Origin of the sequence: Albibacillus kandeliae (assembly GCF_003116585.1) — a bacterium.
GTDB classification, from domain to species: domain Bacteria; phylum Pseudomonadota; class Alphaproteobacteria; order Rhodobacterales; family Rhodobacteraceae; genus Albibacillus; species Albibacillus kandeliae.
On sequence record NZ_QEHM01000008.1, the window covers coordinates 212,374 to 231,896 of the forward strand.

The 19,523-nt window shown below is 66.9% G+C and carries 19 protein-coding genes; 12 read left to right on the forward strand and 7 right to left on the reverse strand.

Annotated elements, in window-relative coordinates; genetic code table 11:
* Positions 1–9 precede the first annotated feature (9 nt).
* Positions 10–612: an OmpW/AlkL family protein gene (locus DDT93_RS18850; protein ID WP_109467423.1), complete on the forward strand. Its 603-nt coding sequence runs from the start codon at positions 10–12 to the stop codon at positions 610–612.
* Positions 613–702: 90 nt separating this feature from the next.
* Here DDT93_RS18850 and DDT93_RS18855 read toward each other — a convergent pair whose 3' ends face one another.
* Positions 703–1,863, reverse strand: a complete 1,161-nt coding sequence (locus DDT93_RS18855; RefSeq protein WP_109467424.1) for an isovaleryl-CoA dehydrogenase — start codon at positions 1,861–1,863, stop codon at positions 703–705.
* Positions 1,864–2,030: 167 nt separating this feature from the next.
* Here DDT93_RS18855 and DDT93_RS18860 point away from each other — a divergent pair, with 167 nt between their 5' ends.
* Both DDT93_RS18860 and DDT93_RS18865 read left to right on the forward strand, forming a co-directional pair.
* A complete protein-coding gene (locus DDT93_RS18860; RefSeq protein WP_109467425.1) occupies positions 2,031–2,501 on the forward strand; it encodes a pyridoxamine 5'-phosphate oxidase family protein in 471 nt (156 codons plus the stop codon).
* Between the two features lie 16 nt (positions 2,502–2,517).
* The gene (locus tag DDT93_RS18865; RefSeq protein ID WP_109467426.1) at positions 2,518–2,973 is read left to right on the forward strand and encodes a CreA family protein; all 456 of its coding nucleotides are present in this window, start codon (positions 2,518–2,520) and stop codon (positions 2,971–2,973) included.
* Positions 2,974–3,095: 122 nt separating this feature from the next.
* On the opposite strand, the gene DDT93_RS18870 is transcribed toward DDT93_RS18865, so the two are convergent.
* Positions 3,096–4,292: a DegT/DnrJ/EryC1/StrS family aminotransferase gene (locus DDT93_RS18870; RefSeq protein WP_109467427.1), complete on the reverse strand. Its 1,197-nt coding sequence runs from the start codon at positions 4,290–4,292 to the stop codon at positions 3,096–3,098.
* A 96-nt stretch (positions 4,293–4,388) separates the two neighbouring features.
* On the opposite strand from DDT93_RS18870, the gene DDT93_RS18875 reads away from it, so the two are divergent.
* Positions 4,389–5,729 (forward strand): MmgE/PrpD family protein, encoded by a 1,341-nt coding sequence (locus DDT93_RS18875; RefSeq protein WP_109467428.1) that lies wholly within the window; start codon positions 4,389–4,391, stop codon positions 5,727–5,729.
* On the opposite strand, the gene DDT93_RS18880 is transcribed toward DDT93_RS18875, so the two are convergent.
* Together DDT93_RS18880 and DDT93_RS26555 are read right to left on the reverse strand one after the other, a co-directional pair.
* Positions 5,672–6,343, reverse strand: coding sequence for an HAD-IA family hydrolase (locus DDT93_RS18880; RefSeq protein WP_109467429.1), 672 nt, complete (start codon positions 6,341–6,343; stop codon positions 5,672–5,674). The genes DDT93_RS18875 and DDT93_RS18880 overlap by 58 nt on opposite strands.
* A gap of 2 nt (positions 6,344–6,345) precedes the next feature.
* Complete coding sequence (locus DDT93_RS26555) at positions 6,346–6,492, reverse strand: hypothetical protein (protein WP_157960229.1); 147 nt, start codon at positions 6,490–6,492, stop codon at positions 6,346–6,348.
* Between DDT93_RS26555 and glmU the strand changes: the two genes are divergently transcribed.
* Genes glmU through DDT93_RS18895 form a run of 3 tightly spaced genes read left to right on the forward strand, consistent with a single transcriptional unit; the run spans position 6,491 to position 10,227 of the window.
* Positions 6,491–7,846 carry a bifunctional UDP-N-acetylglucosamine diphosphorylase/glucosamine-1-phosphate N-acetyltransferase GlmU gene (gene glmU, locus DDT93_RS18885; protein WP_109467430.1) on the forward strand — a complete coding sequence of 452 codons (1,356 nt, stop codon included), beginning with the start codon at positions 6,491–6,493 and terminating at the stop codon, positions 7,844–7,846. The two genes, DDT93_RS26555 and glmU, sit on opposite strands and share 2 nt — an antisense overlap.
* Before the next feature lie 2 nt (positions 7,847–7,848).
* On the forward strand, positions 7,849–9,672 hold the full coding sequence (glmS, locus tag DDT93_RS18890) for a glutamine--fructose-6-phosphate transaminase (isomerizing) (protein ID WP_109467431.1): 1,824 nt from the start codon (positions 7,849–7,851) through the stop codon (positions 9,670–9,672).
* Positions 9,673–9,678: 6 nt separating this feature from the next.
* Complete coding sequence (locus DDT93_RS18895; RefSeq protein WP_109467432.1) at positions 9,679–10,227, forward strand: pyridoxamine 5'-phosphate oxidase family protein; 549 nt, start codon at positions 9,679–9,681, stop codon at positions 10,225–10,227.
* 3 nt (positions 10,228–10,230) lie between these two features.
* On the opposite strand, the gene DDT93_RS18900 is transcribed toward DDT93_RS18895, so the two are convergent.
* The 3 genes from DDT93_RS18900 to DDT93_RS18910 are packed head-to-tail and all read right to left on the reverse strand — an operon-like array spanning position 10,231 to position 14,124.
* On the reverse strand, positions 10,231–10,596 hold the full coding sequence (locus DDT93_RS18900; RefSeq protein ID WP_109467433.1) for an RNA-binding S4 domain-containing protein: 366 nt from the start codon (positions 10,594–10,596) through the stop codon (positions 10,231–10,233).
* A 4-nt stretch (positions 10,597–10,600) separates the two neighbouring features.
* Complete coding sequence (locus DDT93_RS18905) at positions 10,601–13,567, reverse strand: helicase-related protein (RefSeq protein ID WP_109467434.1); 2,967 nt, start codon at positions 13,565–13,567, stop codon at positions 10,601–10,603.
* Between the two features lie 32 nt (positions 13,568–13,599).
* Positions 13,600–14,124 (reverse strand): tetratricopeptide repeat protein, encoded by a 525-nt coding sequence (locus DDT93_RS18910; RefSeq protein ID WP_408607950.1) that lies wholly within the window; start codon positions 14,122–14,124, stop codon positions 13,600–13,602.
* Positions 14,125–14,291: 167 nt separating this feature from the next.
* Here DDT93_RS18910 and DDT93_RS18915 point away from each other — a divergent pair, with 167 nt between their 5' ends.
* The 5 genes from DDT93_RS18915 (at position 14,292) to DDT93_RS18935 (ending at position 19,503) form a co-directional block, all read left to right on the forward strand.
* Entirely contained in the window at positions 14,292–14,582 is a 291-nt protein-coding gene (locus DDT93_RS18915) for an SCP2 sterol-binding domain-containing protein (RefSeq protein WP_109467436.1), read from the forward strand.
* Positions 14,582–15,550 carry an alpha/beta hydrolase gene (locus tag DDT93_RS18920; RefSeq protein WP_109467437.1) on the forward strand — a complete coding sequence of 323 codons (969 nt, stop codon included), beginning with the start codon at positions 14,582–14,584 and terminating at the stop codon, positions 15,548–15,550. The genes DDT93_RS18915 and DDT93_RS18920 overlap by 1 nt, the downstream gene beginning before the upstream one ends.
* A gap of 39 nt (positions 15,551–15,589) precedes the next feature.
* Entirely contained in the window at positions 15,590–16,603 is a 1,014-nt protein-coding gene (locus DDT93_RS18925) for a ligase-associated DNA damage response exonuclease (RefSeq protein WP_109467438.1), read from the forward strand.
* Entirely contained in the window at positions 16,600–18,192 is a 1,593-nt protein-coding gene (locus DDT93_RS18930; RefSeq protein ID WP_109467439.1) for an ATP-dependent DNA ligase, read from the forward strand. Before DDT93_RS18925 ends, DDT93_RS18930 begins: the two co-directional genes overlap by 4 nt.
* Positions 18,193–18,273: 81 nt before the next feature.
* Positions 18,274–19,503 (forward strand): caspase family protein, encoded by a 1,230-nt coding sequence (locus tag DDT93_RS18935; protein WP_109467440.1) that lies wholly within the window; start codon positions 18,274–18,276, stop codon positions 19,501–19,503.
* The last annotated feature ends 20 nt before the right edge of the window (positions 19,504–19,523 follow it).

Sequence of the window (19,523 nt, forward strand, 5' to 3'; positions counted from 1 at the left end):
AATATCGCCATGACACGCTCGACCGCAGCTCTGGCCCTCACCGCTGCCCTGGCCGCCCTCGCGGGCCCCGCCGCCGCCCAGTCCCGCGGGGACTGGACGCTTGGCATCGGTATCATCAACGTCAATCCGAAGTCGGACAATGGCAGCGTCGCCGGTGCCGCGACCACCATCGACGACAGCACCCAGCTCTCGCTGACCGGTGAATACTTCATCCGCGACAATCTCGGCATCGAGATCCTCGCCGCCACACCCTTCGAGCATGACATCAGCCTCGGGGGCGCCTTTGCCGGCTCGACCAAGCAGCTGCCGCCGACCATCTCGGTGAACTACCACTTCCCGACCCGTGGCAACTTCAAGCCCTTCGTCGGTCTCGGCCTGAACTACACCACCTTCTTCGAGGAATCCTCGCCGCTGGGCGACCTCAAGCTGGACGACAGCTTTGGCCTTGCCGCCAGCATCGGCGCCGACTGGCAGATCTCGGAACGCGGCGCGCTGCGGATGAACATCCGCTACATGGACATCAGCACGGACGCGACGCTGAACGGCACCGCCATCGGCACCGCCGAAATCGATCCGGTCACCCTCGGCGTGAGCTACGTTCACCGCTTCTGATCTCCTCCCTGAAGACACCGGGGGCCGCAAGGTCCCCGGCCGCAACGGCCCGCATGGTACAGCCTCGTCCATGCGGGCCCTCTTGCCCGGCTACATCGACGCCATGAGCTCGCGGCCCACCAGCATGCGACGGATTTCCGAGGTCCCTGCCCCGATCTCCATCAGCTTGGCGTCACGGAAGATGCGCGCCACCGGCGCGTCGTTCAGGAACCCCGCCCCGCCCATCGCTTGCACCGCTTGGTGCGCCTGTTTCATAGCTTCCTCGGAGGCATAGAGACAGCAGGCCGCCGCATCCTGGCGCGTCACGTCGCCCCGGTCGCAGGCCTTGGCCACCTCGTAGACGTAGGCGCGCGCCGAGTTCATCGCCGTATACATGTCGGCGATCTTGCCCTGCATCAGCTGGAAGTTCCCGATGCTCTGCCCGAACTGCTTGCGCTCCTTCAGGTAGGGCATGATCTCGTCCATGCAGGCGGCCATGATGCCGAGGCCGATGCCCGCCAGCACCACGCGTTCATAGTCGAGCCCGGACATCAGCACGGCGACGCCGCGCCCCTCCTCGCCCAGCACGTTCTCGAAGGGCACTTCCACGTCGTCAAAGATCAGCTCGGCGGTGTTCGACCCGCGCATCCCGAGCTTGTCGAAATGCTTCGAGGTGGAGAAACCCTTCATCGACTTCTCGATCAGGAAGGCGGTGATGCCCTTGCTGCCCGCCTCCGGGTCGGTCTTGGCATAGACCACCAGCGTGTCGGCGTCGGGGCCGTTGGTGATCCAGTACTTGTTGCCGTTCAGCCGATAGTGATCGTTGCGTTTCTCGGCGGCGAGCTTCATCGAAACCACGTCGGACCCGGCGCCCGGCTCGCTCATCGCCAGCGCGCCCACGTGTTCGCCCGAAACGAGACCCGGCAGGTACTTCTTCTTCTGGGCCTCGTTGCCGTTCAGCTTGATCTGGTTGACGCAAAGGTTCGAGTGGGCGCCATAGGACAGCGATACCGAGGCCGAGGCCCGCGCCACCTCCTCCACCGCGACGGTATGGGCAAGGTAGCTCATCCCTGCGCCGCCGTATTCCTCCGGAACCGTGATGCCCAGCATCCCCAGTTCTCCCATCTCGCGCCACAGCGCGTTGGGGAAGGCGTTGGTGCGGTCGATCTCGGCCGCCATCGGCCTGACCCGGTCCTGCGCCCAGCGATGGACCATGTCGCGCAGGGCGTTCACGTCCTCGCCCAGATCGAATTGCATCGTTGCGGTGAACATGCCCGGCCCTCCCCGCCGTAAATGAACAAGTGTTCAAATACTACGACCGCCGCCGCCCCCGGTCAAGGGCCCTGCGCGGGCGCGCGGCGCGAAATCGCGCGGCGCCGCCGGAACCGCAGGCCGGGGCAGGCGTTCAGTTTCCGAAGCCGAACTCAGGAGCACATCAAATGACCAACAGCCTCAAAGCAGAGTTCTGGAACCGCATCGGCCATGTTCAGGCCGGCATGCTGGAAACCGCCGGGAACACCCCGGTGCCGATGGCCCCCTACGGCGACGCGGAGGCCAACGCGATCTGGTTCATTACGGCCAGAGATACCAGTGTCGCCAGGGCCGCGGCCACCGGGGCGGAGGCCCGGCTGCAGGTCGCCGACCCCAAGGCCAATCTCTACGCCACCGTCGAGGGCCGGGTGATGGAGGTGAACGACACCGAGAAGCTCGAGGAACTCTGGAGCGTCGTCGCCTCCGCCTGGTTCGAGGACGGGCGCCGTGACGACGATGTACGCCTCGTGCGGTTGCAACCCGCCAGCGCCGAGGTCTGGGCCACCGCCTCCGGCGCGGGCTTCCTCTACGAGATTGCGAAGGCGCGCCTCACCGGCGACACTCCCGACGCCGGCGACCACGGAGTCGTCACCTTCTGATCTGACGGACCTCGACATGAATCGCATCTGCGCTGCGCTGACCTGCCTGATCGGCCTCGCCACGCCCCTCGCCGCCGAACAGGTCGGCGAGGTTGGCGTGGACTGGGTCGGCAACGACATCATCATAGAGGCGGTCCAGGACCCCAAGGTGCAGGGCGTAACCTGCCACATCGCCTATTTCGAACGCGGCCTGATCGACCGTCTGTCCAAGGGCAACTGGTTCGAGGATCCGTCGAACGCCTCGATCGCCTGCCGCCAGACCGGGCCCATCACCCTCGGCGACATCGACCGCTCTGCCGACGGCGAGGACGTGTTCCGCACCTCGCGGTCGATCATCCTCAAGTCCCTCAGGGTCAAACGGATCTTCGACGAGAAGAACCAGACGCTGATCTACCTCGCCCATGCCGCCGAACTGACCGACGGCTCGGCCAAGCTCTCGATCTCGACCGTCCCGTTGTTCGGCTCGCAATAGGGTCGCGCCTGCGGCGCGAGGCCTCCGGCGGGGATATTTGACACCCAAAGAAAACCGCGTGCCTTCTTTGGGTGAGAAATATCCCGGGGGAGGCGCGCAGCGCGCGACGGGGGCAGCGCCCCCTATGCGCCGTTGCCGTAGACGGTACTGACTTCTTCGCGGATGATCCGGGCGATCAGCGCGCAGTCCTCGAGCGAGAAGGTCAGCGGCACCCGCATGTCGAGAATCCCCGCGAGCACCCGGTCGCTGGGCGGCATCGGGGCGCTCGGTGCGTAGCGCCAGCTGTCGTAGCGCGAGGTGAAGGCCACCGGTTCCGGCGCGCCGAACCATTTCAGCTCGACCCCGCGCGCGGCGCAGCGCGCCACCACGTCGAGGATCGCCTCGGCGGCCCAGTCCAGCAGCAGCACCTGGATCGAGGAACCGACATATGTCTCTGCCGCCGGGCGTTCGATCACGGTCAGGCCCGGCGTGCCGCGCAGCCCGGCTTCCAGCACGCCGTACCGTTCGTTCCAGCGCGCCACCTGGTCGTGCAGCGTTTTCAGCTGCGGGCGCAGGATGGCGGCGCGGAGGTTGTCCATCCGGCCCGAGATGTTCGGGGTGTCGTATTTCACCCGCTCGAAGACCTCCGGTCCCGGCGCCGCGCGATGGCGGCCGTAGAGCATGTAGGACCCCGACAGGATCGTCGCCCGCGCCGCGAGTTCCTCGTCGTCGGTCACGAGGAACCCGCCCTCGCCCGAGTTCATGTGCTTGTAGGTCTGGGTGGAATAGGCGGCGGCGACGCCGTGGCGCCCGGAGGGCGTGCCGTTCCACGCGGCGCCCATGGTATGGGCGCAATCCTCGATCACCTTGATGCCCGCGCCGTCGCAGATCTCCATCAGCCGGTCCATGTCGCAGATATGTCCGCGCATGTGCGACAGCAGCAGGTAACCGGCCTGACCGGCCTTGGCGGCCAGATCGTCGAGGTCGATGGTCAACTGCTCGGTGACGCCCACGAAGACCGGGGTGCCCCCCACGGCCGCGATGGCGCCCGGCACCGGGGCGAGCGTGAAGGTGTTGGTCAGGACGCTGTCGCCGGGTGTCACGCCCGCGGCCCGCAGCGCGGTCGCGATCGCGTAACCGCCGGAGGCCACGGCGAGGCAGTAGCGCGCGCCGGTGAAGGCCGCGAATTCCTCTTCCAGCAGGGCGGTCTCGGCGATCTCGCCAGCGACCACGTTGTAGCGGTGCAGCCGGCCGTGGCGCAGGACTGCCAGCGCCGCCTCGACAGCATCTTCCGGGATCGGTTCCTGCTGGGTGAATGTGCCCGTAAATCTTTCGCTCATGGCTCTTTCTGCGCCGCGCCCGGCGGATGGTCAAGACGGATCGGGAAAGGTCGCGAACGGAACAGAATCGCGCGGGCCAGCGCCTAGCCTCGGGGCATGACACCCGTTGATTTCATACACGACCTGCGCTGGTCGGACATTCCCGCACCCGTCCGCCTGCGGGCGGAAATGTGCCTGCTCGACCTCCTCGGCGTCGCCGCGGCGGCGTCGGCCACGACGCGGGTCAGCGCCCTGATCCGGGACCATGCCGTCGAGGCCTTCGGCGGCACAGTGCCAATGCTCTTCGACGCACGCACTGCGAGCGCCCCCGGCGCGGCCCTCGCGGCGGGCATGACCATCGACTCGCTCGACGGGCATGACGGCTACAACCCCGCCAAGGGTCACGTGGGCTGTCCGCTTCTACCGTCGATCCTGTCCTTCGGGCACCTGCACGGGATCAGCGGCGAGGACGCCATGACGGCGCTGGTGATGGGCTACGAGTTCGGCTCGCGCGCCGCGACCGCACAGCATGCCACGGTGGCAGACTACCACACCTCGGGCAGCTGGGGCGCGGTCACGGCCGCCGCCGCCGGGGCGCGGATCGCCGGGCTGGGGCGCGAGAAGACCCGGCACGCGCTCGGCATCGCCGAGTACCACGGGCCGCGCAGCCAGATGATGCGCTGCATCGACACGCCGACCAACGTCAAGGATGGCTCGGGCTGGGGCGCCATGTGCGGGGTCTCGGCGGTGCAGCTTGCCGCGCGCGGCTTCACCGGGGCACCAGCCATCACCGTCGAGGAGGCCCCGGCCTACTGGGGCGACCTCGGCGAGCGCTGGCTGATCCTCGAACAGTATTTCAAGCCCTATCCGGTCTGCCGCTGGGCCCAGGCCCCGGTCGAGGGGGTGCTGGCGCTGCGCCGGGCACATGACCTGACCTCGGAGATGGTGGAGCGGATCGAGGTGGAGACCTTCCACGAATCCGTGCGTCTGGCGATGAACCGCCCGACAGACACAGACGAGGCGCAGTATTCCACCTCCTTCCCCAGTGCCGTCGCGATGGTGCGCGGCGGGATCAGCGCCGCCGACATCGCGGACGAGGCGCTGAACGAGCCCGAGGTGGTGCGCCTGTCGACCGGGATGGTGATGCGCGAGTCGGAGGAGGCGAACGCCCTCTTTCCGGGCAAGCGGATCGCGCGGGTGACGCTGGTGCTGAAGGATGGGCGGCGGCTCGAGGGGGGCATCACCACCCCGCGCTGGGACGCGACCGATCCGCCGAGCGAGGACGAGATCCGGGCCAAGTACCATGTGCTCGCCGACGAGGCGCTGGGGGCGGACCGTGCCGGGGCCATCGAGGCCGCGGTTCATGCCCTGCCGAAGAGCGGCTTCGACGCGCTGACGGCTCAGCTGTTCCGGCCGATCAGCCCGGTCACGATGTCGGGCAGGTCCGAGTACGCGTGACAGAGCGCCTCGGGCGCGAGGGCGGCCATGTCGTCGCCCGAGGGTCCGAAGGTCACGAGGACGGAGGGCACGCCTGCTGCGCGGGCAGTGTTGCGGTCGGTGTCGCTGTCGCCGACCAGCAGGCAGAGCGCGGGGTCGCCCCCGGCCCGGCGCGCCGCTTCGCGCAGCGGCGCGGGATCGGGCTTGCGTACCGGCAGCGTGTCGGCCCCCACCATCGAGGCAAAGGCATCCCGCACGCCGAGCCGGGTCAGCAGCATCTCGGCCAGCGCCTCGGGCTTGTTGGTGCAGATACCCACGCCATAGCCCGCCATGCGCAGCGCCTCCACCGCCTCCATCGCGCCGGGATAGAGGACGGTATGGGTGTCGATGTCCTCGGCGTAGGCGTCGAGCAACACCTGGTAGTAGGCGTCGATCACCGCCTCGTCATGGCGTCCGGCGAGGGTCAGGCCGTGGCTCAGCATGCGCCGCCCGCCCCGCAGGGCCACGCCCGCGTCACGTACCGGGTCCAGCATGTCGCCGAGCCCCATGTCGCGGAAACAGTGGTTGGCTGCGGCGATCAGGTCGCCCGAGGTATCGGCCAGAGTGCCATCAAGGTCGAAAATCACCGTCCGCATCGTTACTCTCCGTGAACCGCGAGCTGCTGCTGGGCGGCTTTTCGCCCGATGCTGTTGCAGCCTGCAACCTTGATTGATCGCGCGCCCGCTTGCGCCGCGCCCGACAGCGGATAAAACGGGCGGACCCGGAACACAAAGAGAAAACGCATGGATATCGCCCTCGTCATACTGGCCGCCGGCAAAGGCACGCGGATGAACTCGGACCTGCCCAAGGTCCTGCATCCGATCGCGCAGGCGCCGATGCTGGCCCACGCGCTGCAGGCGGGGGCCGCTCTGGAGCCCGCGCGCACCGTGGTCGTGGCGGGGCACGGGGCCGATCTGGTGCGCGCGGCGGTGGCCGAACTGGACGAAACCGCCGAAGTCGTCCTGCAGGAAGAGCAGAACGGCACGGCGCACGCGGTCGACATGGCGCGGCCTGCGCTGGAGGAGTTCGAGGGCGACGTCGTCGTCCTGTTCGGCGACACCCCCTTCATCCGGCCCGAGACGCTCGACGCGATGGTCGCGGCGCGCGGCCGGCACGACATGGTGATCCTCGGCTTTGACACCGCTCACCCCGACGCGCGCTATGGCCGGCTGGTCATGCAGGGCGACCGCCTTGCCCGCATCGTCGAGTACAAGGACGCGAGCGAAGAGGAACGGGCGATCCGGTTCTGCAACAGCGGCCTCCTTGCCTGCGATGCCAAGACCCTGTTCTCGCTGATCGCCGAGGTCGGCAACGACAACGCCGCCGGCGAGTACTACCTGACCGAGGTGGCCGAACTCGCCAATGCGCGCGGCCTCTCGGTGACGGCGGTGAAATGCGACGAGGCGGAAACCCTCGGCATCAACTCGCGCGCCGACCTCGCAGAGGCCGACGCGGTGTTCCAGGCGCGGGCGCGGGCCGAACTGCTGGACCTCGGCGTGACCCTGATGGCTCCCGAGACGGTTTACCTTGCCTTCGACACCTACATCGGGCGCGACAGCGTGATCGAACCCAACGTGGTCTTTGGCCCCGGCGTGACGGTCGAGTCCGAGGCGACGATCCGCGCCTTCTCGCATCTTGAAGGATGCCATGTGAGCCGTGGCGCCACGGTCGGCCCCTTTGCCCGGCTCCGCCCGGGTGCCGAACTGGCTGAACACGTCCACATCGGCAACTTCGTCGAGATCAAGAACGCCCAAATCGCCGAGGGCGCCAAGGTGAACCACCTGAGCTATATCGGCGATGCGGATGTGGGGGCGAAAACCAACATCGGCGCGGGCACCATCACCTGCAACTACGACGGGGTGATGAAGCACCGCACCGTGATCGGCGAACGCGCCTTCATCGGGTCGAACACGATGCTGGTTGCACCCGTCACGGTGGGCAACGATGCCATGACCGCCACCGGCTCGGTCATCACCAAAGACGTCCCGGCAGAGGCCATGGCCGTCGCCCGTGCACGCCAAGAGAATAAACCGGGCCTGGCCGTCAAATTGTTCGAAAAGTTGAAGGCAATTAAAGCCAACAAAGAAAAAGGGCAGTAGAAATGTGCGGTATTGTCGGGGTTCTTGGAGACCACGAAGCAGCGCCGATCCTTGTCGAAGCGCTGAAACGTCTGGAATATCGCGGCTATGACAGCGCCGGGATCGCCACGGTGAACTCCGGTGTGCTGGACCGCCGCCGCGCGGTCGGCAAGCTGGTCAACCTCTCGGACCTTCTGGTGCACGAACCGCTTCCGGGCAAGTCCGGCATCGGCCATACCCGCTGGGCGACCCACGGGGCCCCGACGGTGACCAACGCCCACCCCCATCGCGCGGGACAGGTGGCGGTGGTGCACAACGGGATCATCGAGAACTTCCGCGATCTCCGGGCCGAACTGGCCGCCAAGGGGGCCACCTTTGTCACCGAGACCGACACCGAGACCGTCGCGCTGCTGACCGAGCAGCACATGAAGGAGGGGCTTGGCCCGGTCGATGCCGTCTACCGCACGCTCGACCGTCTGGAGGGCGCCTTTGCCCTCGCCTTCCTGTTCGAGGGTGAGGACGACCTCATCGTCGCAGCGCGCAAGGGCTCTCCGCTGGCCATCGGGCATGGCGACGGCGAGATGTACGTGGGGTCTGACGCCATCGCCCTCGCCCCGCTCACAAACCGCATCACCTACCTCGAGGAAGGTGACCGTGCGGTTCTGACCCGCACCAGCCTCGAAATCCGCGACGCGCATGGCTCCATCGCCAACCGCAAGATGCGCGAGATCGCCATCGGATCGACCCGGATCGACAAGGGCGGACACAAGCACTTCATGGCGAAGGAGATCGCCGAACAGCCCAACGTTCTGGCCGATGCTCTGTCGCATTACCTGCCGATTGCGGACGACACCATCTCGCTGCCGGGCAAGGGCATCGACTTTACCAAGATCGAGCGGCTGACCATGGTGGCCTGCGGCACGGCCTTCTATGCCTGCCTCACCGCCAAGTACTGGTTCGAGCAGATCGCCAAGCTGCCCGTCGAGGTCGATGTCGCCTCGGAGTTCCGCTATCGCGAGCCGCCGGTCAGCGCCAACACGCTGGCGCTGTTCGTCAGCCAGTCGGGCGAGACCGCCGATACCCTCGCCGCCCTGCGTTACTGCGAAGGCAAAGCGCGCCAGATCGTTTCGGTCATCAACGTCCCCGAGAGCTCGATTGCGCGGGAAAGCGACCTCGCGCTGCCGATCCACGCCGGGGTCGAGGTCGGCGTGGCCTCGACCAAGGCGTTCACCTGCCAGCTTTCGGTCCTGCTGTTGCTGGCGCTGAAGGCCGCCGCAGACCGGGGCACGCTGAGCGCAGAGGAACTTGCCGATCACATCTCGGCCCTGCGCAGCCTGCCGTCGCACCTGAACGCCGCGCTCGACGAGGAAGACGCGATCCGCCGCGCTGCCCTGTCGCTGAGCGAAGCGCGCGACGTGCTGTTCCTGGGGCGCGGCCAGATGTACCCGCTCGCGCTGGAAGGGGCGCTGAAACTCAAGGAAATCAGCTACATCCATGCCGAGGGCTATGCCTCTGGCGAGCTGAAACACGGCCCCATCGCGCTGATCGACAAGCACATGCCCGTGGTGGTCATGGCCCCGCGGGACGAGCTGTTCGACAAGACGGTGTCGAACATGCAGGAGGTGATGGCGCGCAAGGGCAAGGTGGTGCTGATCTCGGACATCGAGGGCATCAACGAGGCAAGCGAGGGGGTCTGGTCGGTGATCCGGATGCCGTCGGTGCCGCATGTTCTGGCACCGATCCTCTATGCCGTGCCGGCCCAGCTGCTGGCCTACCATACGGCGGTTGCCAAGGGGACCGATGTGGACCAACCTCGGAACCTCGCCAAGTCCGTCACCGTGGAGTAAGCGCCGATGGCCAAGCAGTTCCCGAACCTCGAGGACGCCCACCGGCGTTTCATCGAGGATCAGCACATCTTCTTCACCGGAACCGCCGGGCCGGACGGGCGCGTCAACGTCTCGCCCAAGGGCGGAGACAGCCTGCGGGTGATGGGGCCGAACCGCATCCTCTGGCTCAACATCACCGGGTCGGGGAATGAGACGGCCGGCCACCTGCTGGAAAACCCGCGCATGACGCTGATGTGGTGTTCCTTCACCACGCGACCGCTGATCCTGCGCTGCTATGGCACCGCGACTGTCTGCCAGTACGGTGAAGAGGGCTGGGACGACCTGGCCGCCCACTTCCCGGCGCATCGCGGGTCACGGCAGGTCTACGACCTGCAGATCGACATGGTGCAGACCTCCTGCGGTTACGCGGTGCCCTTCATGGACTTCGACCGCCACCGCGATACGCTGGACCAGTGGACCAACAAGAAGTCGGACGACGACCTGCACGATTACTGGCGGGAGAAGAACACCGTCACCATCGACGGCAAGCCGACCAACGTGCCGCTGTTCGACTGATCACTACTCGTCGAGCTGCCGGAAGGCATCCAGCGCGCGGCGGTCCTTCTTGGTCGGCCGTTCCCCTGCCCGTTCCACGGGCTTGTCGCGCTCTTCGGGCGGGGTGAGATCCTCGTAGAGCGCCTGCGCCTCAGGCGCCGGGCCGCGCCGCTCGCCGATGGCGACGATGCGGACCACCCGAACCTGCCGCCCCTGCGGAAAGGTCAGCACATCTCCCGGCGCAACCGAATGCGCCGGTTTCTCGATACGTTCGCCGTTCAACCGGAGATGTCCCCCGCTCACCAGCTTTGTCGCCAGCGAGCGGGTCTTGAAGAACCGGGCGTACCACAGCCACTTGTCGACGCGGATCTTGCCCGGCGCCTCGGCCATGGGATTACTTGTTGTCCCGAAGCCCCATCAGGGCTGCGGCAAACGGGTTGTCCGGGTCGATCTTCTTCTCTTCACGCTTGGGCTTGGCCGAGAAGGTCCGGGGACCTTCGTTGCGGGGCTTGTTACCACCCGGCTTGCCCCCCTTGGGCTTGTTGCCACGCGGTTTGCCGCCCTTGCCCTGCTGCGGGCGCCCTGCGCCAGCACCGCCGCCACCGGCGCCGCGCTGTTGTTGCTGCTGCGGCCCCCGGCTGCGGGTGTTCTGACGACCCCAGGTGAAGGTATAGAAGACCTCGGCTTCGGGGCCTTCGACCTCGGCGTCGGCAGGCGTGCCCACCGGAACCTCGGTTTCCGAAACCTCGGGGATCTCGGCTGCGACCTCGGCCTGCTCCGCCGGTTCCTCGGCCACGGGCGCGACACCCTCGTCCGCAATTGCCTCGGTGCCTTCCGGCACGTCGGCGGCGGCCGGTGTCTCCGGTTCCGCGATCACGGCGCCGGGGGCGGCCTCTTCGGCGGCATCCATCACCGGGGTATCGGCAACTGGCGTCTCGGGCTCGGAGAGCTCGGCCGCTTCAGGCACCACCTGGTCGACCGCCTTGACCTTGGTCCGTTCACCCTTCTCGGCGCGATAGCCAAGGCCCTGCATCAGGTCGGCGAACTGTTCCAGCGTCATGCCGGTGATCGAGAGCATGTCGGGCTTGGCCTCAAAGCCACCCCGGCTGTCCTCGCTCCGCAGCATGTCGGCAAGGCGTTCCAGCATGTCGATGCGGATCGCCCGCTCGCCCGCTGCGCGGTAGCCGCACATGGCAAAGTAGCCATCGGGCGCGTCCTTGACCGCGGGAATGGTCACCAGACCCGGCGGCGGGGCCTCGGGGAACTCCTGCAGGCCCTTGCCCAGCGACCACAGCACCAGCCGCAGGCGCGTCGGCGCGGGCTTGAGCAGCAGCGGCATGAAGATGGTGAACTGGCCAAAACGCAGACCATGCTTGCGCAGGCTGGCGCGCGCGTCCTGATCGAGGTCCTTGACCTCCTGCTGGACGTCGGCGCGGATCAGGATCCCCAGCCCTTCGACCATGCGGAAGGCAAAGCCGCGGGCGAGGCCCGTCAGCGTCTCGTCGCGCTGAAGGTTCAGCAGCGGCTCGAACAGCGCGGCGATCTTGCGGTCGATGAAATGCTGCAGACGGCGCTGGACCTTCTGAGCCACCTCCGGTCCGGCCACGTCGTCGACAAAGACCTCGACCTGCGGCTTCAGTGGCTCCGATCCGGCGACCAGCTTGCCAACGGCGCTGTCGCCCCACATCAGGCCACCCTGTTCGGTAAAATCGATCTCGGTATCGGGGGCGTTATAGAAACGGTCCGCGCGCAGATGGAATTGCGGCGCCAGGGCCTGCAGGGATGCAGACTTGATCGCTTTTGCCTCGGCGCCAGCGGCGCCCTTGTCCGGGCTAAAGCGGAATCCTTCCAGCCGACCGACGAATTCGCCTTCGACTGTGACCTCACCTTTTTCGTTCACTTCGGCCAAAAGGGCCTCCTTCTGTTTGAGCCGGCGGAGCAGAACAGAGGTCCGCCGGTCCACAAATCGCTGCGTCAAACGTTCGTGAAGAGCGTCGGACACCCTGTCTTCTACCGCGCGGGTCTCATCCCGCCAATGGCTTTCGTCCTTCGTCCATCCCTTGCGCTGTGCAACGTAGGTCCATGTGCGGATAAAGGCCAATCTCTTGCTTAACGCGTCAATATCGCCGTCAGTTCGGTCAATCCTGCGAATTTGTCGCGCCATCCAGTCGTCGGGAATCGCTCCGCGTTCATGCAGGTGATTGAAAATAACCTCGAGAAGGCTCGCATGTTCGGCGTGACTGATTCCCCTGAAGTCGGGGATTCGGCACACATCCCAGAGCAGCCGTACCGAGACCGCATCGGTCGCGCGCGCCGCGACCTCGGCCTGACGGCCCAGCGTTTTCAGCGCCATCAGGTCGTCGGCCTCGCGCGCCTTGTTCAGGTGTTCGGAGTCCGGGCTGCGCTCCAGCGAGTCGATCAGAGCCGGAATGGTCCCGAAGCTCAGCGCCGCGTTGCGCCAGTTCAGCTTCTTCAGCGGGGTAAAGCGATGCTCCATGATCGCCTGCGCCATCCCCTCGTCCAGCGGCCGCGCCTCGCCGGTGACGCCGAAGGTGCCGTTGGACATGCCACGCCCTGCCCGTCCAGCAATCTGCGCCAGTTCGTTCGGCGCCAGCGGCCGCATCCGGCGCCCGTCGAACTTGCTCAGCGAGGAAAAGGCCACGTGGTCGATATCGAGGTTCAGGCCCATGCCGATGGCATCGGTCGCCACGAGGTAGTCGACCTCGCCGTTCTGGTAGAGCGCGACCTGGGCATTGCGCGTGCGCGGGCTGAGCGCGCCCATCACGACCGCCGCCCCGCCCTTCTGCCGCCGGATCAGCTCGGCGATGGCATAGACGTTCTCGACGGAGAAGCCGACGATGGCGCTGCGCGGCGGCATCCGCGTGATCTTCTTGGCGCCGGTGTAGACCAGCTGCGACATTCGCTCGCGCTGGAGAAACCGCGCTTCGGGCACCAGCGCCTGAATCGCTCCGCGCATGGTGTCGGACCCAAGAAACAGCGTCTCGTGCAGGCCGCGCGCGCGCAGCAGGCGGTCGGTAAAGACATGGCCGCGCTCAGGGTCGGCACAAAGCTGGATCTCGTCGACGGCAAGGAAATCGCAGCCCATGCCCTCGGGCATCGCCTCGACCGTGCAGACCCAGTACTGGGTGCGCGGCGGCACGATCCGCTCTTCACCGGTGACCAGCGCCACCACCGAGGGACCGCGAATCGCGACGATCCGGTCGTAGACCTCGCGCGCCAGCAGGCGCAGCGGCAGGCCCATGACCCCGGTCCGGTGCCCCAGCATCCGCTCGATCGCGTAGTGTGTCTTGCCTGTGTTGGTGGGGCCGAGAACGGCCACGACCCGGGATGACCCTGTCATCAGCGGAACCCTGTAATCAATGCAACCGACCTCTAGAGAGAGGTACCCTCTACGCCCACCCGGAGACGCTCTTCACCCTGCGCGGCCTCCTCGTGATGAGGGTTCAGCGCCAGCACCCGCTCGTAGGCCGCAAAGGCGCGCTTGTCCTCTCCAAGGCTCTCGAGCATGACACCGAGCCCGTAGATGGCATTGTAGTTGTTCGGATTCAACTCCAGCGCACGCCCGAGGTCCGCCAGCGCGGGGCCATAGAGCCCGGCGCGGAAGTAGGCGGTCGCGCGGGTATGGAAGCCCTCGGCGAACTCGGGCGCATGATCAGTCAGCGCGGTCAGGTGCTCGATTGCCACGCTGGCCTCGTCGGCCTCCAGCGCGTCGCGCCCGCGTTGCAGCAGCAAATCCATCGAGGTCGATCCGCTCTTGCTCCAGATCGCCTGCAACTGCCGGTCCAGCCGCTTGGCCTCGGCGGTGTCCGCGGTGGCGAGTCGCTGCAGCAGTTCCGGCTCGCTGGTGAGGTCCGCAGGAACCTCCGGCGCCGCCTGCGGCGCGGGGGTGCCGGGCACCTCCAGTGTCTGTGCGTTCAAAGGTATGGAATACGTGACTATGAGGGCGATTGCCGCCACGATACCTTTGAGTCTGGGATGACGAATGCTCATAACAATTTGCAGTGTAACGCGACGCGCGGCGAAGGCCAGAGACAAGCGCGTCAAATATCCATGAGGACTGAAAGATGAGCGATTTTCTGGAGCAGGCAGCGAACGAGCTGAATGCCAAGGTCGCAGGCGCCGATTTCGGCGGCACCGCCAAGTTCGAGGTGGCCGATGTGGGCTGCATCATGCTCGATTCCGACGGCGCGCGCGTCGGTGACGAAGAGGCCGACGTGACCATGAGCGCCGATGCCGAGACCTTTCAGGCCATCTTCGAAGGCGACATGAACCCCACCAGCGCTTTCATGACCGGGAAACTGAAAGTCGACGGCGACATGGGGATGGCGATGAAGCTCGCCTCGGTGCTGGCCTGATGACCCTTCAGCCGGCCCCCTTCTTCGACGACCTGGCCGGCGGCCCGCAGGGCGGCGCGGCCTGGTGGCTGACCGCCTCTGACGGGGTGAAACTGCGCGTGGGCTACTGGCCCTGCGACAACGCCAGGGGGACGCTTTTGCTGTTCCCCGGGCGTACTGAATACATCGAGAAATACGGCCGTACCGCCGCCGAACTGGCCGAGCGTGGCTATGCGATGGTCGCCATCGACTGGCGCGGTCAGGGTCTTGCCGACCGCCTGATCGACGATGTCCGCGTGGGTCACGTGGTGCGCTTTACCGACTATCAGCGCGATGTGGCCGCGGTGATGGAATGGGCGGCCGAGATGGACCTGCCGCGGCCCTGGCACGTGCTGGGGCACTCGATGGGCGGCGCCATCGGCCTGCGCGCCGTGATGGAGGGCCTCCCCGTCCAGAGCTGCGCCTTTACCGGGCCGATGTGGGGCATCTACATGTCCGCGCTGCTCAAGCCCTTCGGCTGGGTCCTGCCCCGCGTGGCGAACCTCGTCGGCATGGGCAACCGCCTGCCGCCGAGCACCCGGTACGAAAGCTACGTGCTGTCGAACCCGTTCGAGGGCAACATGCTGACCACCGACGCCGAGATGTTCCGGATGATGCAGCACCAGCTGGAATCCCATCCCGAGCTGGCCCTCGGCGGGCCCAGCATGATCTGGCTCCGGGAGGCGCTGGAAGAGTGCAAGTCCCTTGCGCGCCAGCCGTCGCCCGACCTGCCCTGCATCACCTTCATCGGGGCCGACGAGAGCATCATCGACACGGCGGCAGCGCATGATCGCATGCGCCGCTGGCCGCGCGGCGAGCTGGACGTGGTCCCGGGGGCCCAGCACGAGGTGCTGATGGAAACGCCCGAGACGCGCGCCCGTGTCTTCGACCGGCTCGACGCCCTGTTCTCGGGGCAGATCGGGAACGGCAGCAGCAAGCACTGCGCCTGACCACTGGTCCTGTCGCCGCCGGATGCTAGATTCGGCGGCATGACACGCGATCCGGTCCTCACCTTCACCGACAGGGGTATTTTCTGCCCCGCCGGCGGGTTCTTCGTAGACCCGTGGCGCCCGGTCGACCGGGCGCTGATCACCCACGGGCATGCGGACCACGCCCGCCCCGGCCATGCCCGCTATCTCGCCACCGAGGCCGCTGCCCCGGTGCTGCACCATCGGCTGGGCGACATCACTCTCGAAACCGTGGCCTATGGCGCCACGCTCCGGATCGGCGACGCGCTGGTCTCGTTTCATCCAGCGGGCCACGTGCCCGGCTCGGCGCAGATCAGGATCGAGGTCGCGGGCGAGGTCTGGGTGGTCTCGGGCGACTACAAGGTCGTCGCCGACGGGCTGAGCGAGCCCTTCGAGCCGGTCCGCTGCCACAGCTTCATCACCGAGAGCACCTTCGGGCTGCCGGTGTTTCGGTGGCCCACGCAGGCCGATGTTGCCGCCCGGCTCAACCAATGGTGGCGCGAGAGCGTGGCGGAGGGGGTGACGCCGGTGCTCGGGGCCTACTCGCTTGGCAAGGCGCAGAGGCTGCTGGCGATGCTCGACCCGGCCATCGGGCCGATCCTGACCCACGGCGCGGTCGAGAGCACGACCGAGGTGCTGCGTCGGCAGGGCTATGCGCTGCCCGACACCGTTCATGTCACGCCGGAGACCAAGGGCACCGACCACCCCGGGGCGCTGGTGCTCGCGCCGCCCTCCGCGCTCGGCAGTACCTGGGCGCGCCGGTTCGGCAAGGTTTCGGGCGGCTTCGCGAGCGGCTGGATGCAATTGCGCGGGGTACGCCGCCGCCGCGCCGTCGACCGCGGTTTTGTCATTTCCGACCACGCGGACTGGACCGGGCTGCTGTGGGCCATCGAGCAAACCGGCGCGGAAAACATATATGTCACGCACGGTTACACCGATGTCTTCACAAGATACCTGAATGACAGCGGCTGGAATGCCGCCGTGGTCCGGACCGAATACGAAGGCGAGACCACCGAGAGCGAGTCGGCGGAATGAAACGTTTCGCCCAGCTGTTCCGCGAGATCGACGGCTCGACCAAGACCACCGTCAAGGTCGCGGCCCTTGCCGACTACTTCCGCGACGCACCGGAAACCGACCGATTGTGGACCGTGGCACTGTTCTCGGGGCGTCGGCCCCGGCGCGCCACTACCACCACCCGTCTGCGCGAGTGGGCGGCGGAGCGCGCTGGCCTGCCGCTCTGGCTGCTTGAGGAAAGCTATGCGATCGTCGGTGACCTAGCCGAGACCATCGCGCTGCTCCTGCCGCCTGGGGAGTCTGTGGATGACTCCGGTTTGACGTTCTGGATCAACGCCCTGCGAGACATTTCGAATGTGAGCGAAGAAGACCGCAAGGACTTCATCCACCGCGCGTGGGACCAACTTGGCACCACTGAACGCTTCCTATTCAACAAGCTGATCACCGGGGGCTTCCGCATCGGTGTCAGCCAGAAGCTGATGACCCGCGCGCTGGCGCAAGCCACCGGGCGGGACGAGGCCGAGATGGCGCACCGCCTGATGGGCAACTGGACGCCCGAGACCACCAGCTGGCACGAGCTGATCGAGGCCGAGAACAGCGCGGCGGATGCCTCGCGGCCCTATCCCTTCTACCTTGCCTACGGGCTCGACACCGAACCCAAGGCACTTGGCCCGCCCGAAGACTGGCGCGCGGAATGGAAGTGGGACGGCATCCGCGGGCAACTGGTCCTGCGCGACGGCAGCCACTTCCTCTGGTCGCGCGGCGAGGAGCTGATCACCGACACCTTCCCCGAGTTTGCCCGCGCGATCGATTTCGTTCCGGACGGCACGGTACTTGACGGCGAGATCATGGTCTGGACGGCCGAGGGCCCCCAGAGCTTCAACGCCCTGCAGAAGCGGATCGGGCGCAAGACGGTGTCCAAGAAGCTGCTCACCGACGCCCCGGTCGAACTCTGCGCCTACGACCTGCTGGAGGAGCACGGCACCGACATCCGCGACCAGCCCTTCGCCGAGCGGCGCACCCGGCTGGAGCGGCTGCTGGCCGACCTGCCCCGCGATGCGCCTCTGCGGCTCTCCCCGCCGGTCGATTTTGGAACGTGGGAGGACCTCGCCCGCATCCGCAAGGGCGCGCGGGAGGCCACGGCCGAGGGGCTGATGCTGAAACGCGCCGACAGCCCCTATCTCGCCGGGCGCAAGAAGGGCGACTGGTGGAAGTGGAAGCTCGATCCGCTGACCATCGACGCGGTGATGATCTATGCCCAGTCCGGCAGTGGCCGGCGCGCCAACCTGTTCACCGACTTCACCTTCGCGGTCTGGAACGGCAACGACCTCGTGCCTTTTACCAAGGCCTACTCGGGTCTGTCCGACGAGGAATTCCGCGAGATCACCGCCTGGGTCCGGCGCAACACCCGGCAGAAGTTCGGGCCCGTCCGGCAGGTGACGCCCGAGCATGTCTTCGAGATCGCCTTCGAAGGCATCCAGCGGAGCACGCGCCACAAGTCCGGCGTTGCCCTGCGGTTTCCGCGCATGGCGCGCTGGCGACGAGACAAGCCGGTACAGGAGGCCAACACGCTCGACGACCTCAAAGAGATGCTGCGGCAGTACGGCTGACACCCGGGCGGGCAAGAACGCATTGCACCACCGGCCCCGCCATGTAGAAATCCCGCAACCGACCAAGTCATTGCGGCTGCCATGAAATTGCTTCTTGTCCTTCTCCTGCTGCTCGCCAGCGCCCTGCCCGCCCTTGCCGAGCGGCGCGCGCTGGTTCTGGGGAACGGCGCCTATCCGGCGAACGCGCTGCCGAACCCCACCAACGACGCGCGCGACGTGGCGCAACGCCTGCGCCAAATGGGGTTTCTTGTCGACGAGGGCATCGACCTGTCCCGTACCGAGGCGATGCAGCTGGTTCAGACCTTTGCCGCCAGCCTTGGTCGAGATGATATCGCGCTGTTCTACTACGCGGGACACGCCAGCCAAATCGGCAGTGACAACTACCTGATGCCCGTCGACGCGGACCTGAGCGGCGAGGATGCGCTCAAGTCCAGCTCGATCCGCATGCAGAGCATCCTCAGCTCGATCGGTGAGCGCTCGAACACCCGGATCATCATCCTGGACGCCTGCCGCACCAATCCTTTCGTCAACGCCAGCGCCAGCCGCGCCGGTGGCGTGCGCAGCGGGCTCGGAAAGATGGAGGGCGGCATCGGCAGCTTCATCGCTTTTTCGACCGGCCCCAACAACGTCGCCGCCGACGGCCGGGGCCGCAATAGCCCCTTCACCGCCGCGCTGCTGCGGCACATGGCGACGCCCGGCGCCGACATTCACGCGATCATGCGCAACGTGCGGGCCGAGGTGCGGCGCGACACCGACGACCAGCAAATCCCGTGGGAAAACTCCTCGCTGATCGAGGAACTCTACCTCTCGGCCGCAACCCAGCCACAGGTTCAGGCGCCTGCGCAGGTCCAGCCACCCGCACCCCAGCCGGTGTTTTCCTACATGGTCTCGGGCCTCGATCCGAATGGCGACGGATTTCTGGCCCTGCGCGACGGGATCACCGGCAACGCGCAGCGGATCGCCAAGATGGGCGAAGGCACGCGGCTGAACGTGCTGGGCCAGAGCGGCGCGTGGATGATGGTCGAGACAGAGACCGGGCTGCGCGGCTGGGCCCATTCCAACTGGATCAGACCGGCCCAGCCCGCCGCGCGCCCTGTCGCCTCGCAGTCGCAGTGCGATCAGCTCTGGTACCAGCGCAACGCCTATTTCGCGCGGCGCGGCTACTGCTTCCAGAGCGCTCGGGGGCGCGCGGCCTTTGCCGGGATCGCCTGCATCCCAGGCCTTGCCGTGGCCGATGTGCCGCTGACCCTTGCCGAACGCGCCGAGGTCGAGCGCATTCGCGGCGTCGAGCAGAGCCTCGGATGCCCCTGAGCACCGCCTGTCCATTGTCT

Bases quoted from the DNA above. Each gene is read 5' to 3' on its own strand.
- glmU (WP_109467430.1), top strand. From the start codon at position 6,491: ATGGATATCGCCCTCGTCATACTGGCCGCCGGCAAAGGCACGCGGATG.
- DDT93_RS18880 (WP_109467429.1), bottom strand. From the start codon at position 6,343: ATGCGGACGGTGATTTTCGACCTTGATGGCACTCTGGCCGATACCTCG.
- DDT93_RS18870 (WP_109467427.1), bottom strand. From the start codon at position 4,292: ATGAGCGAAAGATTTACGGGCACATTCACCCAGCAGGAACCGATCCCG.
- DDT93_RS18915 (WP_109467436.1), top strand. From the start codon at position 14,292: ATGAGCGATTTTCTGGAGCAGGCAGCGAACGAGCTGAATGCCAAGGTC.
- DDT93_RS18935 (WP_109467440.1), top strand. From the start codon at position 18,274: ATGAAATTGCTTCTTGTCCTTCTCCTGCTGCTCGCCAGCGCCCTGCCC.
- DDT93_RS26555 (WP_157960229.1), bottom strand. From the start codon at position 6,492: ATGCGTTTTCTCTTTGTGTTCCGGGTCCGCCCGTTTTATCCGCTGTCG.
- DDT93_RS18905 (WP_109467434.1), bottom strand. From the start codon at position 13,567: ATGACAGGGTCATCCCGGGTCGTGGCCGTTCTCGGCCCCACCAACACA.
- DDT93_RS18850 (WP_109467423.1), top strand. From the start codon at position 10: ATGACACGCTCGACCGCAGCTCTGGCCCTCACCGCTGCCCTGGCCGCC.
- DDT93_RS18900 (WP_109467433.1), bottom strand. From the start codon at position 10,596: ATGGCCGAGGCGCCGGGCAAGATCCGCGTCGACAAGTGGCTGTGGTAC.
- DDT93_RS18860 (WP_109467425.1), top strand. From the start codon at position 2,031: ATGACCAACAGCCTCAAAGCAGAGTTCTGGAACCGCATCGGCCATGTT.
- DDT93_RS18925 (WP_109467438.1), top strand. From the start codon at position 15,590: ATGACACGCGATCCGGTCCTCACCTTCACCGACAGGGGTATTTTCTGC.
- DDT93_RS18865 (WP_109467426.1), top strand. From the start codon at position 2,518: ATGAATCGCATCTGCGCTGCGCTGACCTGCCTGATCGGCCTCGCCACG.
- DDT93_RS18875 (WP_109467428.1), top strand. From the start codon at position 4,389: ATGACACCCGTTGATTTCATACACGACCTGCGCTGGTCGGACATTCCC.
- DDT93_RS18895 (WP_109467432.1), top strand. From the start codon at position 9,679: ATGGCCAAGCAGTTCCCGAACCTCGAGGACGCCCACCGGCGTTTCATC.
- DDT93_RS18930 (WP_109467439.1), top strand. From the start codon at position 16,600: ATGAAACGTTTCGCCCAGCTGTTCCGCGAGATCGACGGCTCGACCAAG.
- glmS (WP_109467431.1), top strand. From the start codon at position 7,849: ATGTGCGGTATTGTCGGGGTTCTTGGAGACCACGAAGCAGCGCCGATC.
- DDT93_RS18855 (WP_109467424.1), bottom strand. From the start codon at position 1,863: ATGTTCACCGCAACGATGCAATTCGATCTGGGCGAGGACGTGAACGCC.
- DDT93_RS18920 (WP_109467437.1), top strand. From the start codon at position 14,582: ATGACCCTTCAGCCGGCCCCCTTCTTCGACGACCTGGCCGGCGGCCCG.